Source organism: Pseudomonas lundensis (assembly GCF_015377145.2).
Classification (GTDB): domain Bacteria; phylum Pseudomonadota; class Gammaproteobacteria; order Pseudomonadales; family Pseudomonadaceae; genus Aquipseudomonas; species Aquipseudomonas lundensis.
The window spans coordinates 4,595,171-4,612,456 of the sequence record NZ_CP062158.2; the positions used below are offsets into that span (position 1 = coordinate 4,595,171).

At 59.5% G+C, this 17,286-nt stretch carries 14 protein-coding genes; 3 read left to right on the plus strand and 11 right to left on the minus strand.

What is annotated here, in order from left to right; translation table 11 throughout:
- Positions 1 to 234: 234 nt before the first annotated feature.
- The 9 genes from dtd to hutC form a co-directional block, all read right to left on the minus strand.
- Positions 235 to 672, minus strand: a complete 438-nt coding sequence (dtd, locus tag IF654_RS21415) for a D-aminoacyl-tRNA deacylase (RefSeq protein ID WP_047274874.1) — start codon at positions 670 to 672, stop codon at positions 235 to 237.
- The gene (pip, locus tag IF654_RS21420) at positions 669 to 1,640 is read right to left on the minus strand and encodes a prolyl aminopeptidase (protein ID WP_047272960.1); all 972 of its coding nucleotides are present in this window, start codon (positions 1,638 to 1,640) and stop codon (positions 669 to 671) included. The genes dtd and pip overlap by 4 nt, the downstream gene beginning before the upstream one ends.
- Positions 1,641 to 1,817: 177 nt before the next feature.
- Complete coding sequence (gene hutG / locus IF654_RS21425) at positions 1,818 to 2,624, minus strand: N-formylglutamate deformylase (RefSeq protein WP_094988251.1); 807 nt, start codon at positions 2,622 to 2,624, stop codon at positions 1,818 to 1,820.
- Positions 2,625 to 2,635: 11 nt separating this feature from the next.
- Complete coding sequence (gene hutI / locus IF654_RS21430) at positions 2,636 to 3,841, minus strand: imidazolonepropionase (RefSeq protein WP_094988250.1); 1,206 nt, start codon at positions 3,839 to 3,841, stop codon at positions 2,636 to 2,638.
- A gap of 28 nt (positions 3,842 to 3,869) precedes the next feature.
- A complete protein-coding gene (locus tag IF654_RS21435) occupies positions 3,870 to 5,273 on the minus strand; it encodes an amino acid permease (protein WP_047272957.1) in 1,404 nt (467 codons plus the stop codon).
- 74 nt (positions 5,274 to 5,347) lie between these two features.
- Positions 5,348 to 6,880 carry a histidine ammonia-lyase gene (gene hutH, locus IF654_RS21440; protein WP_047274865.1) on the minus strand — a complete coding sequence of 511 codons (1,533 nt, stop codon included), beginning with the start codon at positions 6,878 to 6,880 and terminating at the stop codon, positions 5,348 to 5,350.
- 106 nt (positions 6,881 to 6,986) lie between these two features.
- Positions 6,987 to 8,684, minus strand: coding sequence for a urocanate hydratase (gene hutU, locus IF654_RS21445; protein ID WP_070412473.1), 1,698 nt, complete (start codon positions 8,682 to 8,684; stop codon positions 6,987 to 6,989).
- Positions 8,685 to 8,957: 273 nt separating this feature from the next.
- Positions 8,958 to 9,536, minus strand: coding sequence for a HutD/Ves family protein (locus tag IF654_RS21450; RefSeq protein WP_047272941.1), 579 nt, complete (start codon positions 9,534 to 9,536; stop codon positions 8,958 to 8,960).
- Positions 9,533 to 10,288 (minus strand): histidine utilization repressor, encoded by a 756-nt coding sequence (gene hutC, locus IF654_RS21455; RefSeq protein WP_169836452.1) that lies wholly within the window; start codon positions 10,286 to 10,288, stop codon positions 9,533 to 9,535. Before hutC ends, IF654_RS21450 begins: the two co-directional genes overlap by 4 nt.
- A gap of 101 nt (positions 10,289 to 10,389) precedes the next feature.
- Here hutC and IF654_RS21460 point away from each other — a divergent pair, with 101 nt between their 5' ends.
- Positions 10,390 to 11,754: a formimidoylglutamate deiminase gene (locus tag IF654_RS21460; protein ID WP_047281752.1), complete on the plus strand. Its 1,365-nt coding sequence runs from the start codon at positions 10,390 to 10,392 to the stop codon at positions 11,752 to 11,754.
- A 120-nt stretch (positions 11,755 to 11,874) separates the two neighbouring features.
- Positions 11,875 to 13,005, plus strand: a complete 1,131-nt coding sequence (locus tag IF654_RS21465) for a hypothetical protein (protein WP_194862080.1) — start codon at positions 11,875 to 11,877, stop codon at positions 13,003 to 13,005.
- A gap of 64 nt (positions 13,006 to 13,069) precedes the next feature.
- Here IF654_RS21465 and IF654_RS21470 read toward each other — a convergent pair whose 3' ends face one another.
- On the minus strand, positions 13,070 to 15,007 hold the full coding sequence (locus tag IF654_RS21470; protein WP_194862079.1) for a RecQ family ATP-dependent DNA helicase: 1,938 nt from the start codon (positions 15,005 to 15,007) through the stop codon (positions 13,070 to 13,072).
- A gap of 273 nt (positions 15,008 to 15,280) precedes the next feature.
- On the opposite strand from IF654_RS21470, the gene IF654_RS21475 reads away from it, so the two are divergent.
- Positions 15,281 to 15,631, plus strand: coding sequence for a DUF1493 family protein (locus tag IF654_RS21475; RefSeq protein WP_047272936.1), 351 nt, complete (start codon positions 15,281 to 15,283; stop codon positions 15,629 to 15,631).
- 65 nt (positions 15,632 to 15,696) lie between these two features.
- On the opposite strand, the gene IF654_RS21480 is transcribed toward IF654_RS21475, so the two are convergent.
- Positions 15,697 to 17,238 (minus strand): phosphoenolpyruvate carboxykinase, encoded by a 1,542-nt coding sequence (locus IF654_RS21480; protein ID WP_047272935.1) that lies wholly within the window; start codon positions 17,236 to 17,238, stop codon positions 15,697 to 15,699.
- Positions 17,239 to 17,286: the final 48 nt, after the last annotated feature.

A 17,286-nucleotide genomic window follows, 5' to 3' on the forward strand; every position in this document is an offset into this window, starting at 1 on the left:
TCACGAGCAAACCTCGCCGAATACAGATGATGAAACCAACCGCCAGCGATTGAATGCCGGGTTGGCGAGCACTGTTCCGACCTTCAAAGGAATGAATGATTCCCCCAACGCGTCGGATTAGTCTCTGTGTAGCGCGCGATTATCTAGTAGCCCGCGTTACAACGCATCTAGTGACAGCAAGTATTTGTGCTTAAAAAACCCTGTTTTCTGACGAAATCACGGTTTTTCAGGGTTTTAGGTTTGTAACAAAAATGTCACGGGGCCATCATTGACCAAATGCACCTGCATATCGGCACCAAAACGGCCTGCTGCCACGTTCGAATGCAGCCGTTTTGCCTCGCTCAGCAGGTGGTCAAACAACGATTCGGCCAGAGCCGGTGGCGCAGCCGTAGAGAAACTCGGCCGCAGGCCACTTTTGGTGTCGGCGGCCAGCGTGAACTGCGACACCAGCAGCAAACCGCCGCCGATATCCGCCAGGGACAGGTTCATTTTGCCGTCGGCATCGCTGAACACCCGGTAATTGAGCAGCTTGTGCAGCAGCTTCGCGGCATTGGCCTCAGTGTCGCCGGGTTCGACAGCCACCAGCACCATCAACCCTTGATCAATCGAACCGACGATCTCCCCCGCCACTTCAACCCGCGCGCCGGTCACCCGTTGTAAAAGTCCCTTCATGCTTCATCCGGTTGCAGGTTGAGCAGACGACGCGCCATCTCTTCGGTGGCCCTGACCAGTGCGTCGGTGATCCCGGGCTCAGTGGCGGAGTGGCCTGCTTCGCGGATGATCTGCAGCTCGCTGTCCGGCCAGGCCTGATGCAACGCCCATGCGTTATCCAGCGGGCAAATCACGTCATAGCGCCCATGCACGATCACGCCCGGCAAATGCGCAATCTTGGGCATGTCACGGATCAGTTGGTTGGGCTCAAGGAACGCGTTATGGGTGAAGTAATGGCATTCAATGCGCGCAATCGACAACGCACGCTGGGCCTCGCAAAAGCGTTCCACCACTTGCACATTGGGCCGCAGCGTGGCGGTGCGCCCTTCCCACGTTGACCAAGCTTTGGCGCAATGCATTTGCGCGATCTGATCATTGCCGGTCAGGCGCTTGTAGTAGGCCGTGAGCAAATCATGGCGTTCGTCTTCAGGGATGGGCGCCAGGTAGTCTTCCCAATAGTCGGGAAACAGGCGGCTGGCCCCGGCCTGGTAGAACCATTCAATTTCTTGCGGGCGGGCCAAAAAGATCCCGCGCAGAATCAGGCCATGCACGCGCTCCGGGTGGCTTTGCGCGTAGGCAAGCGCCAGCGTCGAGCCCCACGAGCCACCGAACAGCACCCATTTCTCGATCCCCAGATACGAGCGGATCCGCTCCATGTCGGCGACCAGATCCCAGGTGGTGTTGTTTTCAAGGCTGGCGTGGGGGGTGGAGCGCCCACACCCGCGCTGGTCGAACGTAATGATGCGGTACTTGCTGGGGTCGAAATAGCAGCGACTGTTGGCATCACAGCCCGAGCCCGGCCCCCCGTGAATGAAGACCACCGGCAGGCCATCGGGCGAACCGCTTTCATCGACATAAAGAACATGCGGCCCATCGACAGCCAGATCGTGCCGGGCGTAGGGTTTGATCTGCGGGAACAAGGTCTGCATTGCGCGCTCCATGGGGTTGAGGTCATCCCTGTGGGGGACTTCAAAAAATGTGCCGTCTGGCATCATAAACCCGATTCGCAGGAATGAGCATGCCCTTATAGAAGCCAGGGTTGAAGAGCCACACGATGCCCTGGCCCTCACCCCTGCGCACGAGTGTCCAGGTGAGGGCCTGTCACTTCAGGCACGCCCATAGCGCTCATGTCCCCACGCGATAAACCGCTCCAGCAATTGCCTGAGCACCACCTGCGTGGGCTTCGCCAGATCCTCGCGGTAATCAAACGGTTCAAACTCCTCCATATAGGTGCTCTGCGCCAACTCCAGTTGCACGGCATGAATGTTGTCCGTCGGGTTGCCGTAATGACGAGTGATATGCCCTCCCTTGAAACGGCCGTTCAGCACATGGCTGTAGGCCGGGTGTTCGGCGCAAATCCCTTGCAGCTCAGTCGCCACGTGCGGATCGCAGCTGGCGCCATTGAACGTCCCCAGGTTGAAGTCCGGCAATTTGCCGTCAAACAGGTGCGGGATGTACGAACGGATCGAATGCGCATCAAACAGCAATGCATAGCCGAACTCGGCTTTAAGTCGCGCCAGTTCTTGCTGCAAGGTCTGGTGATAGGGCTTCCAGATCTGCTCAAGGTACGTCGCGCGCTCTGCCTTCGAAGGCGCCAACCCCTCGTGAAACAAGGGCACCCCGGTGAACAGCGTGTCCGGGAACAACCCGGTGGTCGCGCCCACGTACATCGGCGCATCGTCCTGCGGGCGGTTGAGGTCAATCACAAAACGCGAATACTCAGCCGCCAGTGTGCTGGCCCCCAACTCGCTCGCGAACGCATAGAGCCTGGGAATGTGCCAGTCCGTGTCGGGCAGGCTTTGCGCCTCGGGAATCAGCCCGGCCTTGACCTCTGGCGTCAGGCGCAGCCCCGCGTGGGGCATGCTGATCAGCAATGGCACACGGCCTTGTTTGAATGTCAGAACCTTTTCCACACGCGTTTCTCCTAAAGCACTACGTCGGCGCCGTTGCGCACGACGCGTTTATCCAGATCACCGCCCAACCAGTACGCCAGGTCCGCCGGGCGATCTATATTCCAGGCCACGAAGTCCGCTACTTTGCCCGGCGCCAGCGAACCATGCGTCTCGCCCATCCCCAACGCTGTGGCCGCGTGCAGGGTCACGCCTGCCAGCGCTTCTTCAGGCGTCATGCGAAACAGGGTGCAGGCCATGTTCATCATCAAACGCAATGACAACGCAGGCGAAGTACCCGGATTGAGGTCGCTGGCGATGGCGATTTTCACACCGTGCTTGCGCAGGGCCTGCATCGGCGGCAACTGGGTCTCACGCAGGAAATAGAACGCGCCCGGCAGCAGCACCGCGACAGTGCCCGCCGCCGCCATGGCCATGGCGTCTTCTTCGGTCATGAACTCCAGATGGTCCGCCGACAACGCGTGATAGCGCGCCGCAAGGCTGGAGCCGTGCAGCGACGACAGTTGCTCGGCGTGCAGCTTGACCGGCAACCCCAAGCCCTGCGCCACCTTGAACACCCGCTCCACCTGCGCCGGGGAGAACGCCAGGTATTCGCAGAAGGCATCCACGGCGTCGACCAGCCCTTCGGCTGCCAGCGCGGGAAGCATTTCGTTGCAGATCAGATCGATGTAGTCGTCTGCACGGTCTTTGTACTCGGGCGGTAATGCGTGGGCCGCCAGACAGGTACTGCGCACCGTGACCGGCAGCGTGTCGCCCAGACGGCGAATCACGCGCAAGATTTTGCGCTCGCTTTCAAGGCTCAAACCGTAGCCGGATTTGATCTCCACGCTGGTAACACCGTCGCGCAGCAGACACATCAAACGCTGACGCGCACTGGCGAACAATTCCTCTTCGCTGGCAGCACGGGTCGCACGCACGGTGCTGGCAATTCCGCCCCCGGCGGCCGCAATGTCGGCATAGCTGACGCCTTGCAGACGCTGCTCGAACTCACCGCTGCGGTTGCCGCCGAACACCGTGTGCGTGTGGCAATCGATCAGGCCCGGCGTCACCCACGCGCCTTCCAGGCCATGGGTCTGGCTGTATTCACCGTGGGGCACGTGCAGCCGTGGGCCGATCCACTCAATGAAGCCTTCACACGTCACAATGGCGGCGTCCTCGATGATCGAGTACGCACCCTCGGCCATGGTTGCGACATTGCAGTGTTGCCAAAGCGTTTTCATTCACTCACTCCGCCGTTAAACGTTGGGATCAGGACAACTCGGGCTGGGCTTTGACCGCATGCCCGGCCAACGGTTTTACCCACAACCGATACGCCACGATCAGCAATACAATCCAGACGGCGCCCACAATCAGTGCCGCACGGGTGTCAGGGAAATAGCCCAGCACGCCGAAGATAAACACCATGAACACCGTGGCCGCGATCGGAGCATACGGCCAGAACGGCACCGGAAACTTGAGCTGCGCCACTTCTTCGGCCGTCATCGAGCGGCGCATAGCGATTTGCGTGACCAGAATCATCAGCCACACCCACACCGTGGCGAAGGTCGCAATCGAGGCAATGATGAGGAAGATGTCTTCCGGGATCAGGTAATTGAGTACCACACCGGCCAGCAACGTCACGCCCATCACCAGCACGGTCATCCACGGCACGCCATGGCGGGAAATCTGTGCGAAGCCTTTTGGCGCATGGCCTTGCTGGGCCAGGCCATACATCATGCGACCCGCCCCGAAGATGTCGCTGTTGATCGCCGACACCGCCGCAGTAATCACCACGATATTGAGCAGGGTCGCCGCCGAGCTGATGCCCAGGCTGTCGAAAATTTGTACAAACGGACTGCCCTGGCTACCGATCTGCGTCCAAGGGTAAATGGCCATCAGTACAAACAGGGTCAGCACGTAGAACAGCAAGATACGCAACGGCACGGCGTTGATCGCTTTGGGGATCACACGTTCCGGGTCTTTGGCCTCACCGGCCGTGATGCCAATGATTTCAATGCCGCCGAACGCGAACATCACCACCGCAAACGAGGCAATCAACCCGCCCACGCCATTGGGCATAAAGCCGCCAAACGACCACAAATTGCTGATCCCGGTCGCGGCGGCGTCTGCACTGCCCGCGCTGCCGATGCCAAACAGCATGATGCCGAAACCGGCCAGAATCATCGCCACGATGGCGGCGACTTTGAGCAGCGACAGCCAGAATTCCATCTCGCCAAAGACTTTGACGCTGCACAGGTTCAGGCCGCCAATCAGCAGCACGATGCCCAGTACCCAGATCCAGCGCGCCACGTCGGGGAACCAGAACCCCATGTAAATGCCGAATGCCGTGATGTCGGCCAGGCACACGATGATCATTTCAAACGCGTAGGTCCAACCGAGGATGAACCCCGACATCGGGCCCAAATAGGTGCTGGCGTAATGGCCAAACGACCCGGACACCGGATCGCGCACGGCCATTTCGCCCAGTGCGCGCATGACCATGAATACGGCGGCGCCACCTATCAGGTACGCCAGCAAGACCGCGGGGCCAGCCATCTGGATGGCCGCAGCCGAACCGTAAAACAACCCCGTCCCGATCGCTGAACCCAGCGCCATGAAACGGATGTGGCGAGCCGTCAGCCCGCGCTTCAAACCTTGAGCTTGCTTGTGCATTTCGCGCGTCCTTAATTATTTTTGTCGGCGCACACCACCGCACAGAGGGCTCAAGGCCCTCTGCGGCGACGTGATTACAGGCTTGGCAGCATCCGCGCAGGCACTAGCGCGTTCAGGCAACGCGAGGCCAGCAGTTGCATGGCCGCATCGATGTCCGGGGCGAAGAAACGGTCTTTTTCATAAAACGCCACTTTTTCACGCAGCGTGGTGCGCGCAATTTCCAGCTTCGGCGAGGTTTTCAGGCCATCGCGCAAGTCGAGCCCCTGACAAGCCGCCAGCCACTCGACAGCTAATACACCGCGCACGTTTTCAGCCATTTCCCACAAGCGCTTGCCCGCAGCAGGTGCCATGGACACGTGGTCTTCCTGGTTCGCCGACGTCGGAATGCTATCGACACTGTGGGGGTGGGACAACGCTTTGTTCTCGCTGGCCAAAGCTGCGGCGGTCACTTGAGCAATCATAAAACCGGAGTTGACGCCGCCATTGCCCACCAGAAACGGCGGCAGTTGCGACATGTGTTTGTCCATCATCAGCGAGATGCGACGCTCGCTCAGCGAGCCGATTTCAGCGATGGCCAGCGCCATGTTGTCGGCTGCCATGGCCACGGGCTCGGCGTGGAAGTTACCGCCGGAAATCACGTCGCCCTGCTCGGCGAACACCAGCGGGTTATCCGACACAGCGTTGGCCTCAATACCGAGCACCTCGGCCGCCTGACGGAACTGAGTCAGGCAGGCGCCCATCACCTGTGGCTGACAACGCAGGGAGTACGGATCCTGCACCTTGTCGCAGTGCTTGTGGGACAGCGACACTTCACTGCTGTCGCCCAGCAGGTCGCGATAAATGGCAGCAGCGTCGATTTGCCCACGCTGGCCACGCGCGGCGTGAATGCGTGGGTCGAACGGCGAGCGCGAACCCAACACCGCCTCAACAGTCAGGCCGCCACACGCCATGGCCGCGGCAAACAGGTCTTCGCCTTCAAACAAGCCGCGCAGCGCAAAGGCGGTGGACACTTGCGTGCCATTGAGCAACGCCAGGCCTTCTTTGGCGGCCAGTGTCAACGGCTCCAGACCGGCCTGTTTCAAGGCAGCACGCGCGTCGAGCCATTCACCTTTGTAGCGCGCTTTGCCTTCGCCCAGCAGCACCAGCGACATGTGCGCCAAGGGCGCCAGGTCACCTGATGCGCCGACCGAACCTTTGAGCGGAATATGCGGATAGACCTCGGCATTGATCAGCGCGATCAAGGCATTGATCACCACCCGGCGGATACCGGAAAAACCGCGGCTCAGGCTGTTGACCTTGAGCACCATGATCAGGCGCACCAGCGCATCACTGATCGGCTCTCCAATCCCCGCCGCGTGGGACAACACCAACGAACGCTGAAGGTTTTCGAGGTCATCGCTGGCGATTTTGGTCGACGCCAACAGTCCGAAACCGGTGTTGATGCCGTAAGTTGTGCGGTTTTCGGCAAGAATCTGTTCAACACACGCGACACTGGCATCGATCTGCGCCGATGCACGTTCATCCAGCGTGAGGACCACTGGCTGCTGATAAATGTCTCGCAGTTGGGCAAGGCTCAGCTGGCCGGGAATCAGGTTTAACTCAAGCACGTTAATACTCCTTCACGCGTGTTGATAAATGACGTTTTTGTTGTGGGCTGTCGTGCTCGCAGGGGGACGGATCCACGCCTGCGCACGCGCGTCAGCAAAATACAGCTCAGCCGTTAATCATCGGCAGGTTCAGGCCCTGTTCGTTGGCGCAGTCGATGGCAATTTCATACCCAGCGTCGGCATGGCGCATCACGCCGGTGGCCGGGTCGTTGTGCAGCACGCGGGCGATGCGTTCGGCCGCTTCGTCGGTGCCATCACACACAATCACCATGCCCGAATGCTGCGAGAAGCCCATGCCCACGCCACCGCCGTGGTGCAGCGAAACCCAGGTCGCGCCGCTGGCGGTGTTGAGCAAGGCATTGAGCAGCGGCCAGTCGGACACCGCGTCCGAGCCATCCTGCATGGCTTCGGTTTCGCGGTTGGGGCTGGCCACGGAGCCGGAGTCAAGATGGTCGCGGCCAATCACAATCGGCGCTTTCAGCTCGCCGCTGCGCACCATTTCGTTGAACGCCAGGCCCAACTTCGCACGCTGGCCCAAGCCAACCCAGCAAATACGCGCCGGCAAACCCTGGAAGCTGATGCGCTCGCGGGCCATGTCCAGCCAGTTGTGCAGGTGCGCGTCGTCGGCGATCAGTTCTTTGACCTTGGCGTCGGTCTTGTAGATGTCCTCGGCGTCCCCCGACAGCGCGACCCAACGGAACGGGCCCACGCCACGGCAGAACAGCGGGCGGATGTAGGCTGGTACAAATCCGGGGAAGTCGAAGGCATTTTCGACGCCGACTTCTTTGGCCATCTGACGAATGTTGTTGCCGTAGTCGAAGGTCGGGATGCCCTGTTTCTGAAAGGCGAGCATGGCTTCGACGTGTTCGCCCATCGACGCCTTGGCGGCACTGACCACTGCCGCCGGATCGGTCACGGCGCGGTCGCGGTACTGCTCCCAGGTCCAGCCTTTGGGCAGGTAGCCGTTGAGCGGGTCGTGGGCGCTGGTCTGGTCGGTGACCATGTCCGGGCGTACACCACGGCGAACCATTTCAGGCAGCAGCTCGGCAGCATTCCCACACAATGCTATGGAAATGGCTTTGCCTTCGGCGGTGTAGCGGGCGATCCGCGCCAGCGCGTCATCCAGATCGGTGGCCTGTTCGTCCACGTACCGGGTGGCCAGACGGAAATCGATGCGGCTCTGCTGGCATTCGATGTTCAGCGAGCAGGCGCCCGCCAGGGTGGCGGCCAGAGGCTGCGCACCGCCCATGCCGCCCAGACCTGCTGTCAGCACCCACTTGCCCTTGAGACTGCCGTTGTAATGCTGGCGACCGGCTTCGACGAAGGTTTCGTACGTGCCTTGCACAATCCCCTGACTGCCGATGTAGATCCAGCTCCCGGCTGTCATCTGGCCATACATGGCCAGACCCTTGGCATCCAGTTCGTTAAAGTGTTCCCAGGTCGCCCAGTGCGGCACCAGATTGGAGTTGGCGATCAGCACGCGCGGCGCATTGCTGTGGGTTTTGAACACGCCCACCGGCTTGCCGGATTGCACCAGCAAGGTCTCGTCGTCATTGAGGTGAGTGAGGCTTTCGACGATTTTGTCGTAACAGTCCCAGTTGCGTGCTGCCCGGCCAATGCCGCCATACACCACCAGCTCGGTCGGGTTCTCGGCCACTTGCGGGTCGAGGTTGTTCATCAACATCCGCAGCGGAGCTTCGGTCATCCAGCTTTTAGCCGTAAGACGGGTGCCACGGGCGGCGCGGATTTCACCGTCGCGGTGACGGGTGAACTCGGCTGGCGATTTAGGGGTAGTTGAAGTCACGGGTCACTCCTCAGCGATGGGCAGACGCACACTTATGTACTTGTACATACAAGCATATGCAAGTAAGCGGCCAATCTTTGAATTTTCAACATGAAAATGACGAGAGCCCCGCAAACATGGGCTTTGAACAACGTGAGCGGTGTCTTACAAAAAAAGAAAGCACGCAGGGAGGTGTTACGAGGGGGCGTTTTTGCGCTGTTTTGAGGCATTCGGTAACAAATCGGCCTCAGGGTCAGTGCGTAGCAGCGGCCGAGGGCTGCTACGCGATGTGGGTCAGACGGCACTTAACTCAATCACACAGCAGCGTCCTGTCACGGTGATTTCCAGCAAACGGTCGGCATTGCTCAGTTGCAGGCAATCGTAACGACCCAAATGTTCATGGTGCGTGTGACCGACCCCCACATGCACTTGCTCGCTGGCACTGAACACCAGCACGGTAGTGGCCGAAGTGAAAAAGCGCTGTGGCGTGGTAGCCGCCAGCCATTGCAGCCGGGCGCGGTAACGATCCGGGGCATAAATCAGGTTGAAATCGCGGATCGGTCCATCCAACAGCGTGCAACTCACTGCGCTTTCACCCCTGAAGGCGAACGCATCGAACGGTAACAAGGCTCGCGTGTGTGCGCCGTCCACTTGCAAATTCATGCCCGCGCCTTGCAGCACGCTGATGATGCGCTGGTAGCCCTCAAACTGCGAAAAACCGCCCGACTCGCCAATGTCAGCAATCGACAGGCGCCAGCCAAAGCCTTCAAGCCCCTCGCCTGCATCACGGGTGATTTCTTCGGTGCTGCCGCCGCCGTTTTTCCACGGCATGCGCGGGTAATCAGCGGCGCGTAAAACGGTCAATGGGTTCATTTACTGAAACGTCCTTCAAGGCGATGACGGGAACCGGGATGAATCAGGCGAGCCGCCGTCACCGGCTGACGGCCCGACCAGGTACGCCGACGAACCAGCAGGCAGGGCTCGCCGGGTTCGATTTGCAGCAGCTTGCACTCTTTCGGATCAGCCAGAATCGCTTCGACGACGTGTTCGCCCTCGGTCAGGGGGGCGACTTGAGACAGATAGGCGTAGGGCGTTTGCAGCGTGAAGTCCTGTTTGAGGTAGTCCGGTGCCACCAGCGCATTCACAAAACGGTCCTCAATTTGCACGGGAATTCCATTCTCGTAATGCACGATCAACGAATGAAACACCTTTTGCCCTTCGCGCATGTCCAGCACCGCCGCGCGCTCGGAACCGGCGGCCTCTTCACCCAGGCTGATGACCTTGCAACTGTGCGCATGGCCACGGGCGGCAATCTCATCGGCAATGTTGTGGACTTCAAACAGTGCGGACTGGGTTTTGGGTTCGGCCACAAAGGTGCCGACCCCTTGCATGCGCACAAGCAGGCCGTCGGCGGTCATTTCACGCAGGGCGCGGTTAATGGTCATACGGCTGAAGCCCAATTGGCTGACCAGCTCACTTTCAGAGGGGACGCGGTAATGCGGCGGCCAGTTACCGCTCTTGATTTGCTGAGTGATCATCTGTTTGACGCGGGCGTACAGGGGCGCCGGACTTTCGCCCATTTGGGCAGCCAGCGGGTTGACGGCAGGCGGAGTCGGCACAGGCATTCCTTGTTTATGAGTAAAGACGCGTAGCTTGCCGGAGTTTACCGAGCAGGCAAACGTCTGTATATGTATATACAAATAACAAACGATAGGGTACGAAACCGATGTCCGTTTTCTTTGCCGAACGTGCGCTGTTACCCACGGGCTGGGCGACCAATGTCCGAATAGAGGTTGGCGAAGATGGCCGACTCGTGTCCATCCAGCCCGATGCCCACGCGCAAGGGGCCGAACGCGTGAATGGCCCGTTGTTGCCGGGCATGCCCAACCTGCATTCCCACGCGTTTCAGCGCGCCATGGCCGGTTTGGCGGAAGTGGCTGGCAACCCCAATGACAGTTTCTGGACATGGCGCGACTTGATGTATCGCCTTGTGGGAAAAATCACCCCGGAACAGCTGGGCATCATCGCCCGCCAGTTGTACATCGAGATGCTCAAGGCCGGTTACACCTCAGTGGCTGAATTTCACTACGTTCACCACGATCTATCCGGCAAGCCCTACGCAAATCCGGCGGAATTGGCATTAAGAATCAGCGAGGCCGCACGCTCTTCGGGCATAGGTCTTACACTCCTGCCGGTGCTTTACACACACGCCGGATTTGGTGGCCAAGCCCCGAATGACGGCCAGCGGCGCTTCATCAACAGCACCGAGCATTACCTGAAAGTGCAGCAACAGTTGGCGCCGCTGTTGGCCAGACAACCGGCCCAAGCCCTGGGCGTGTGCTTTCACTCATTGCGTGCCGTCACCCCGGAGCAAATCCATGACGTCATGGGGGCCAGCGACACCACATGCCCGGTACACATTCACATCGCGGAACAGCGCAAGGAAGTGGATGACTGCCTGAGCTGGAGTGGCAAGCGCCCGATTGAGTGGTTGTATGACAACGTTGAAGTCGACGCGCGCTGGTGCCTGGTGCATGCCACCCATGCCAATGCCGACGAAGTGGCGCGCATGGCCACTAGCCAGGCCGTGGCAGGGCTGTGCCTGACCACCGAAGCCAATCTGGGCGATGGGATTTTCCCGGCGGTGGAGTATCTGGCACAGGGCGGGCGCCTGGGGATTGGTTCCGACAGCCATGTGTCCCTGAGCGTGGTAGAAGAACTGCGCTGGCTGGAATACGGCCAGCGCTTGCGCGATCAGCGACGCAACCGGTTACACCGTCCCGATCAGCCCATGGTCGGACGCACGCTGTTTGACGCCGCACTGGCTGGCGGCGCGCAAGCCATGGGGCAGCCTGTTGCCGGGCTGGCGGTGGGCCAGCGCGCCGATTGGATCGTGCTGGACGGCAACGACCCGTATCTGGCCACGGCGCACGAAGATGCCATTCTCAACCGCTGGCTGTTTGCGGGCGGTGATCGTCAGGTGCGTGATGTGCTGGTCAATGGCAAGTGGGTGGTGCGCGAAGGTCGCCATGCTGACGAAATCGAAAGCAGCCACGCCTTTACCCGCGTGCTTAAAGCGCTCGTGGGGTAAGCCGCAACACTGACTTCAAACGGCTAAGGAAAGCATTCCCATAGCGGCTAAATCTCCTTCTGATGCAGGAACTGTCCGATAGCTACCTTGCGTTCTCTCCAATGAACGCAAGGATTTATCGTGACTACAGTAACCGTTTACTTCTGCGGCACCGGCTCCACCAAGTTCGACGCCACCCACGAGAACTATTGGAATGGCGAGCTGATTTCGACGCTGGCGGCCCACAGCACAGGCCGTGAGTTTGCTGAATGGATCGTCGTGGATGGGCCCGGCAGCGGCAACTTGCAGGCCGATGAAATGTTCGTGCAGAACAAGGAATACGGCATGACCGGCAGCCTGTTTGGCAAGGGCTGGGAAGAGAACGTGAAGCACGCGCTGAGCATTCTCAAAGGCAAGTGCGAATGGCAACGCGAGAAGCTCACCGAAGCGGAATATAACCGCCTCAAAGCGGCCGGAATTCCGATCGAAGACGTGAGCGTGACCGGTTCGTGGATGTGGCGCAAATACGATTACGGCAACCGCAGCGTGACCCAGCAACAACTGCAAGAACAACTGATCAAAACTTTCCGCAAGGACGGCGTGATCCCGACCCAGGTCAACCTGGTCGGCTGGAGTCGCGGCGCCGTCAGCTGCCACATGCTGGCCAACGCCATGCTCAACGACAGTGAGCTGAAACATATTCCGGTCAATATATTCGCCGTGGACCCGGTGCCGGGCCCGCTGAACTTCCAAAGCGCGCGGGTTGAGCTGGGTAAAAACGTTGAGGAATACGTGGGCTTCTTCGCTCGTGATGAACGCTCTAAAGGGTTTTCTTGCGTCGTTCCGGAAACCGCCTCCAACACGCGCGTCCACATCTACCCAATGGCCGGGCGCCATGCCACGCTAGTGGGCAACGCGGCGCCTGATGGTGACAAAGGCGACAAGGTACTGGTCGCACCGGGGATGGTGGTGCGCCATTTCGCAGAAACCTGCCTGACCCGCTGGGGCGTGGCGCTGGATAAACGCTTGAACCTGTCCGCTGCGGATCTGGAAGCACGGCACAAGACCCTCGTCAGTGACGAGGCGAAATACGCGGCCATGCATAAGTACTCCTACACCAAGATCACCGAGTCGGAGAAGAACGAGCGTTACGCGTCACTGGGCAGCAAAGGTGTCGCGTTCAGCGCCATTAAAGGGGCGCCCTACCAGCCAGCCGCAGGGTTGTCGCAGAGCCTTGCGTATAGCCCAACCACCTACAAAGACATCCTGTGATGTGACGCGTTAAAGCCAACCCTCAGGCAGGGGGGGTTGGCTTTTTTGTGTGCCGAAGTTCGGCTCAGGCGCCTTGCACATGCAGCGCGGCCCACTCACGAACCTGCGCGTAGGGATAAAGCTCAAGGGCGGCAAACCCCGGAATGGCGCGGGCTTTGATTTTGGTAAACATCGGCACGCTGATACCGCACAAGAAGCGGGTCAGGCGTTCCGGCGGGGGATAACTGCCTGTGTATTCCTGATGCCTGTGGATAAACGGGCCGCACAGGCCTTCAAAGTTTTTATCCACAAGCGGCGCAAGCGCAGGCGGCTCGGGCAATTGCGCCACCTGTCCGGCGCATACCGAACAATGCCCGCAGCGTTGCGGTGCGTTGTCGTCGCCAAAATACTGCGCCAGGCGATAGCTCAAGCACGTGTCACTGGCAAACAGCGCCAACATGGCGTGAATCCGCACGATTTCGGCATTTTCATGAGCGCTGAAGTAGCGATGCAGCTCCAGGCTTAACGCATCGACGTCCACCTGGTTCACCCGCACGCTGTAGACCTCGGTCATCTGCTTGCTTTCCAGCTCGATCCAGCCTTTCTCCTGAAAATAGTCGAGCGCCTTGACCACGCGATTACGCTCGGCCTGATGCTGTTCATACAGCGCATCGAAATTCACCGTCCACCAGGTTCGGGCGCGGCTGGACGTCTGGATGATGCCCGCGACAAAGTCCCGGCGTTCGCCCTCGAACCTGGCCAATAACGCGTCGGGATCGATCAGGCACTTGAAACGGTACTCGGCAAAGTAGGCATAACGCGGCGCAATCAGCCCACGCAGCTCCAATTGAACCAGCAGGGTTTTGAGCGGCAACTGACGGATATTGCTCTGATCGGACAAAGGCAACAGCATGAATTCCCACTGACCTTCAGCGATGGCCGCACGCAGGTCTTCCAGCACCGTGCGAATCCCCTGCAACTCGGGCGTGTCGCCATAAACGAAGTTTTCCAGCACGTTGAGGCTGTCTCGGTTGGCCAGCACCAGACAGTCCGACGCCTGCCCGTCGCGCCCCGCCCGGCCGATCTCCTGGCTGTAATTTTCGATCGACTTGGGCAAATCAAAATGCACCACATTGCGGATGTCGCTTTTGTCGATGCCCATGCCGAAGGCAATGGTGGCGACGATGCAGTTCAACTGCCCGCCCATGAACTCACGCTGGATGCTTTCGCGCTGATCGTGGGGCAAACCGGCGTGATAGGCGCTGGCGCTGATCCCGTGCTGATTCAAGTGCTGGGCGATGTGCTCGGCCGTCTTCTGCAAGGTGACGTAGACAATACTCGGTTGGCCCTGACGCTCACCCATCCACTGCACCAACCGCTGACGCTTGGCAGCGCCGGTAACAGGTTCGACCCACAGATTGAGATTGGCGCGATAAAAACCGGTGGTGACGACATCGGATTCAGCAATCGCGAACTTGGTTTGCATGTCCACAATGACCGCGGGCGTGGCGGTGGCCGTGAGCAACAACACTTGTGGGATATTGAACTGGCGCTGGTAGTCCGGAAGCTTCAAATAGTCCGGACGGAAGTTATGGCCCCACTCCGAAATACAGTGCGCCTCGTCCACCACCAGCAAAGAAATCGGGACTTGCTGCAGAAAATGTCGGAAGCGCTCGTTTTTCAGGCGCTCGACCGAAATCATCAAAATTTTCAACTCCCCCGACTTGGCCCGCGCCATCACCGAACTGGCTTCATCGCGGCCTTGTGCCGAGTCAATACTGGCCGCCGGAATGCCGTGGCGCTGGAGAAAGGCCAGTTGATCCTGCATCAGCGCCAGCAGCGGCGAAACCACCAGCGTCAGGTGCGGCAACAGCAAAGCTGGCAACTGATAGCACAGCGACTTCCCGGAACCCGTAGGGAAAATCGCAGCCGCTGAGCGCCCAGCCAACACCGCGCCGATGGCCGCCTCCTGGCCGGGACGAAATTGTGGATAACCGAAAACCTGTTCCAGGGTGTTGTGCATCACTGTCACTCCATTGACCGTTGCAAAGCCCGCAAGGCTAACGCCCGCTGCGCAACGGATCGAGAAAAGGTCAGGGGAAATTGAAAGGGGATGATACAGGGTCGAGTTCAACTGTTCGGTGTTGATCGATGAAGGCAGACCTTCAGCCGGGGATACGCCCTGCCCTGTTGTGCTGATGGGTGGAGCGCTGCAAAGCGATCGCAACTTCTTACCTCGACAGCAACTACGGGACTACGTTGTACTTCTTCAACCTTGGGTTTACGGACACACCACATGAAACTCGCCACCGACCTCCCCGACACGCCCGTCTTGCGTGAGCTGATGCAATTGCTGCACGAAGAAATCGGTCTGCCGGAGCACAAAACCGTCAGTTTGAAGACGGCGATCAATCTAGACCTGGGTTGCAATGGCCGTGACGCCCAACAGCTGATGGAGGCGCTGGAAGAGCGCTTCGGGTTGACGCTGGATGATTACGACGCCTATCGCTATTTTCAGCCCGCAGGCCATGACCCTCATCTCAAGCGCAGCGCCAAGGGCCGGGAAAGCAAAGTGCCCTTGACGATTGGCATGCTTTACACAGCCATCGTGGCGCAACACTGGGACACCGACAGCCTTGAAGGCTGATTCGCAGGTATAAAAAAACCGCCCTCTCAGGCGGCTTTTCGTGAATCAGCGTTCGGTACGAAGGGTTATGCCTTCGGGCCAGCCGCCTTGATTGCATCGCTCACGTCAAACTTCTTGAAGTTTTCGGTGAACAGGCCAGCCAATGCCTTGGCGGCTTCGTCGTACGCAGCTTGGTCAGCCCAAGTGTTGCGCGGGTTGAGCAGAGCCGTGTCGACGCCCGGTACGGTTTTTGGCACGTCCAGGTTGATGATGTCCAGGTGTTCGGTTTCAGCACCGATCAGCGCGCCGCTCTGGATCGCAGCGATCACGGCACGGGTGGTCGGGATGTTGAAACGCTTGCCCACGCCGTAGCCACCGCCGGTCCAGCCGGTGTTGACCAGGTACACCTTGGAGCCGAAACCGCGGATGCGTTTGATCAGCAGCTCTGCGTATTCACCGGCAGGACGTGGGAAGAATGGCGCGCCGAAGCACGTCGAGAAGGTCGACTTGATGCCGCTGCCCGAACCCATTTCAGTCGAGCCCACCAGTGCGGTGTAGCCAGACAGGAAGTGGTAAGCCGCTTGTTCTTCGCTGAGGATCGACACCGGCGGCAATACGCCAGTCAGGTCGCAGGTCAGGAAGATCACGGCGTTAGGCTCGCCGCCCAGGTTCTTCGGAGCGCGTTTTTCGATCAGTTCACGCGGGTAAGCGGCGCGGCTGTTTTGCGTCAGGCTGTCATCCGAGTAGTCAGGCTTTTTGTTGGCATCCAGTACCACGTTTTCCAGAACGGCACCGTGCTGGATGGCTTTCCAGATGACCGGCTCGTTCTTCTCCGACAGGTCGATGCACTTGGCATAGCAACCGCCTTCGATGTTGAACACCACGCCCACGCCCCAGCCGTGTTCGTCGTCACCGATCAGGTAACGGCTTTCATCAGCCGACAACGTGGTCTTGCCGGTGCCGGACAGGCCGAAGAACAGGGTCACGTCGCCGTCTTCACCCATGTTGGCGGCGCAATGCATCGGCAGGACGTCAACGGCTGGCAACAGGAAGTTTTGAACGGAGAACAGGGCTTTTTTCATTTCGCCGGCGTAACGCATGCCTGCGATCAGGACTTTTTTGGCCGCGAAGTTGATGATTACGCAACCGTCGGAATGGGTGCCATCGCGCTCAGGCACGCACTCGAAGTTCGGTGCGTTGATCACTTGCCACTCATCTTTGCCAGCCGGGTTGTACTGTTCAGGGTTGATGAACAGGCAACGGCCAAACAGGTTGTGCCAAGCGGTTTCGGTGGTCATTTTCACGGGCAGGTAGTGCGCCGGGTCAGAACCTACATGAACGTGGGAAACGAAGCGCTCGCGCTCACCGAGGTAGGCCGCAACACGGTCCCACAGTGCGTCGAACTTGTCGGCCGGGAACTTGCGGTTGATCGCGCCCCAGGCAATGGCGTCCTGAGTTGTAGGCTCTTCAACGATAAAGCGGTCAGCTGGCGAACGGCCGGTACGGTGGCCCGTTTTAACAACCAGTGCGCCATTGTCGGCAAGCTCACCTTCACCACGGTTCAGGGCTTCTTTGACCAGATCGTCGATGCTCAGATCGGTGTACACGGCGTTATTAGCTTGCGTCATGAGGTTCCCCGTCGGCCATTGGCCGATTGCGCCAAACGTTTTGTAGTA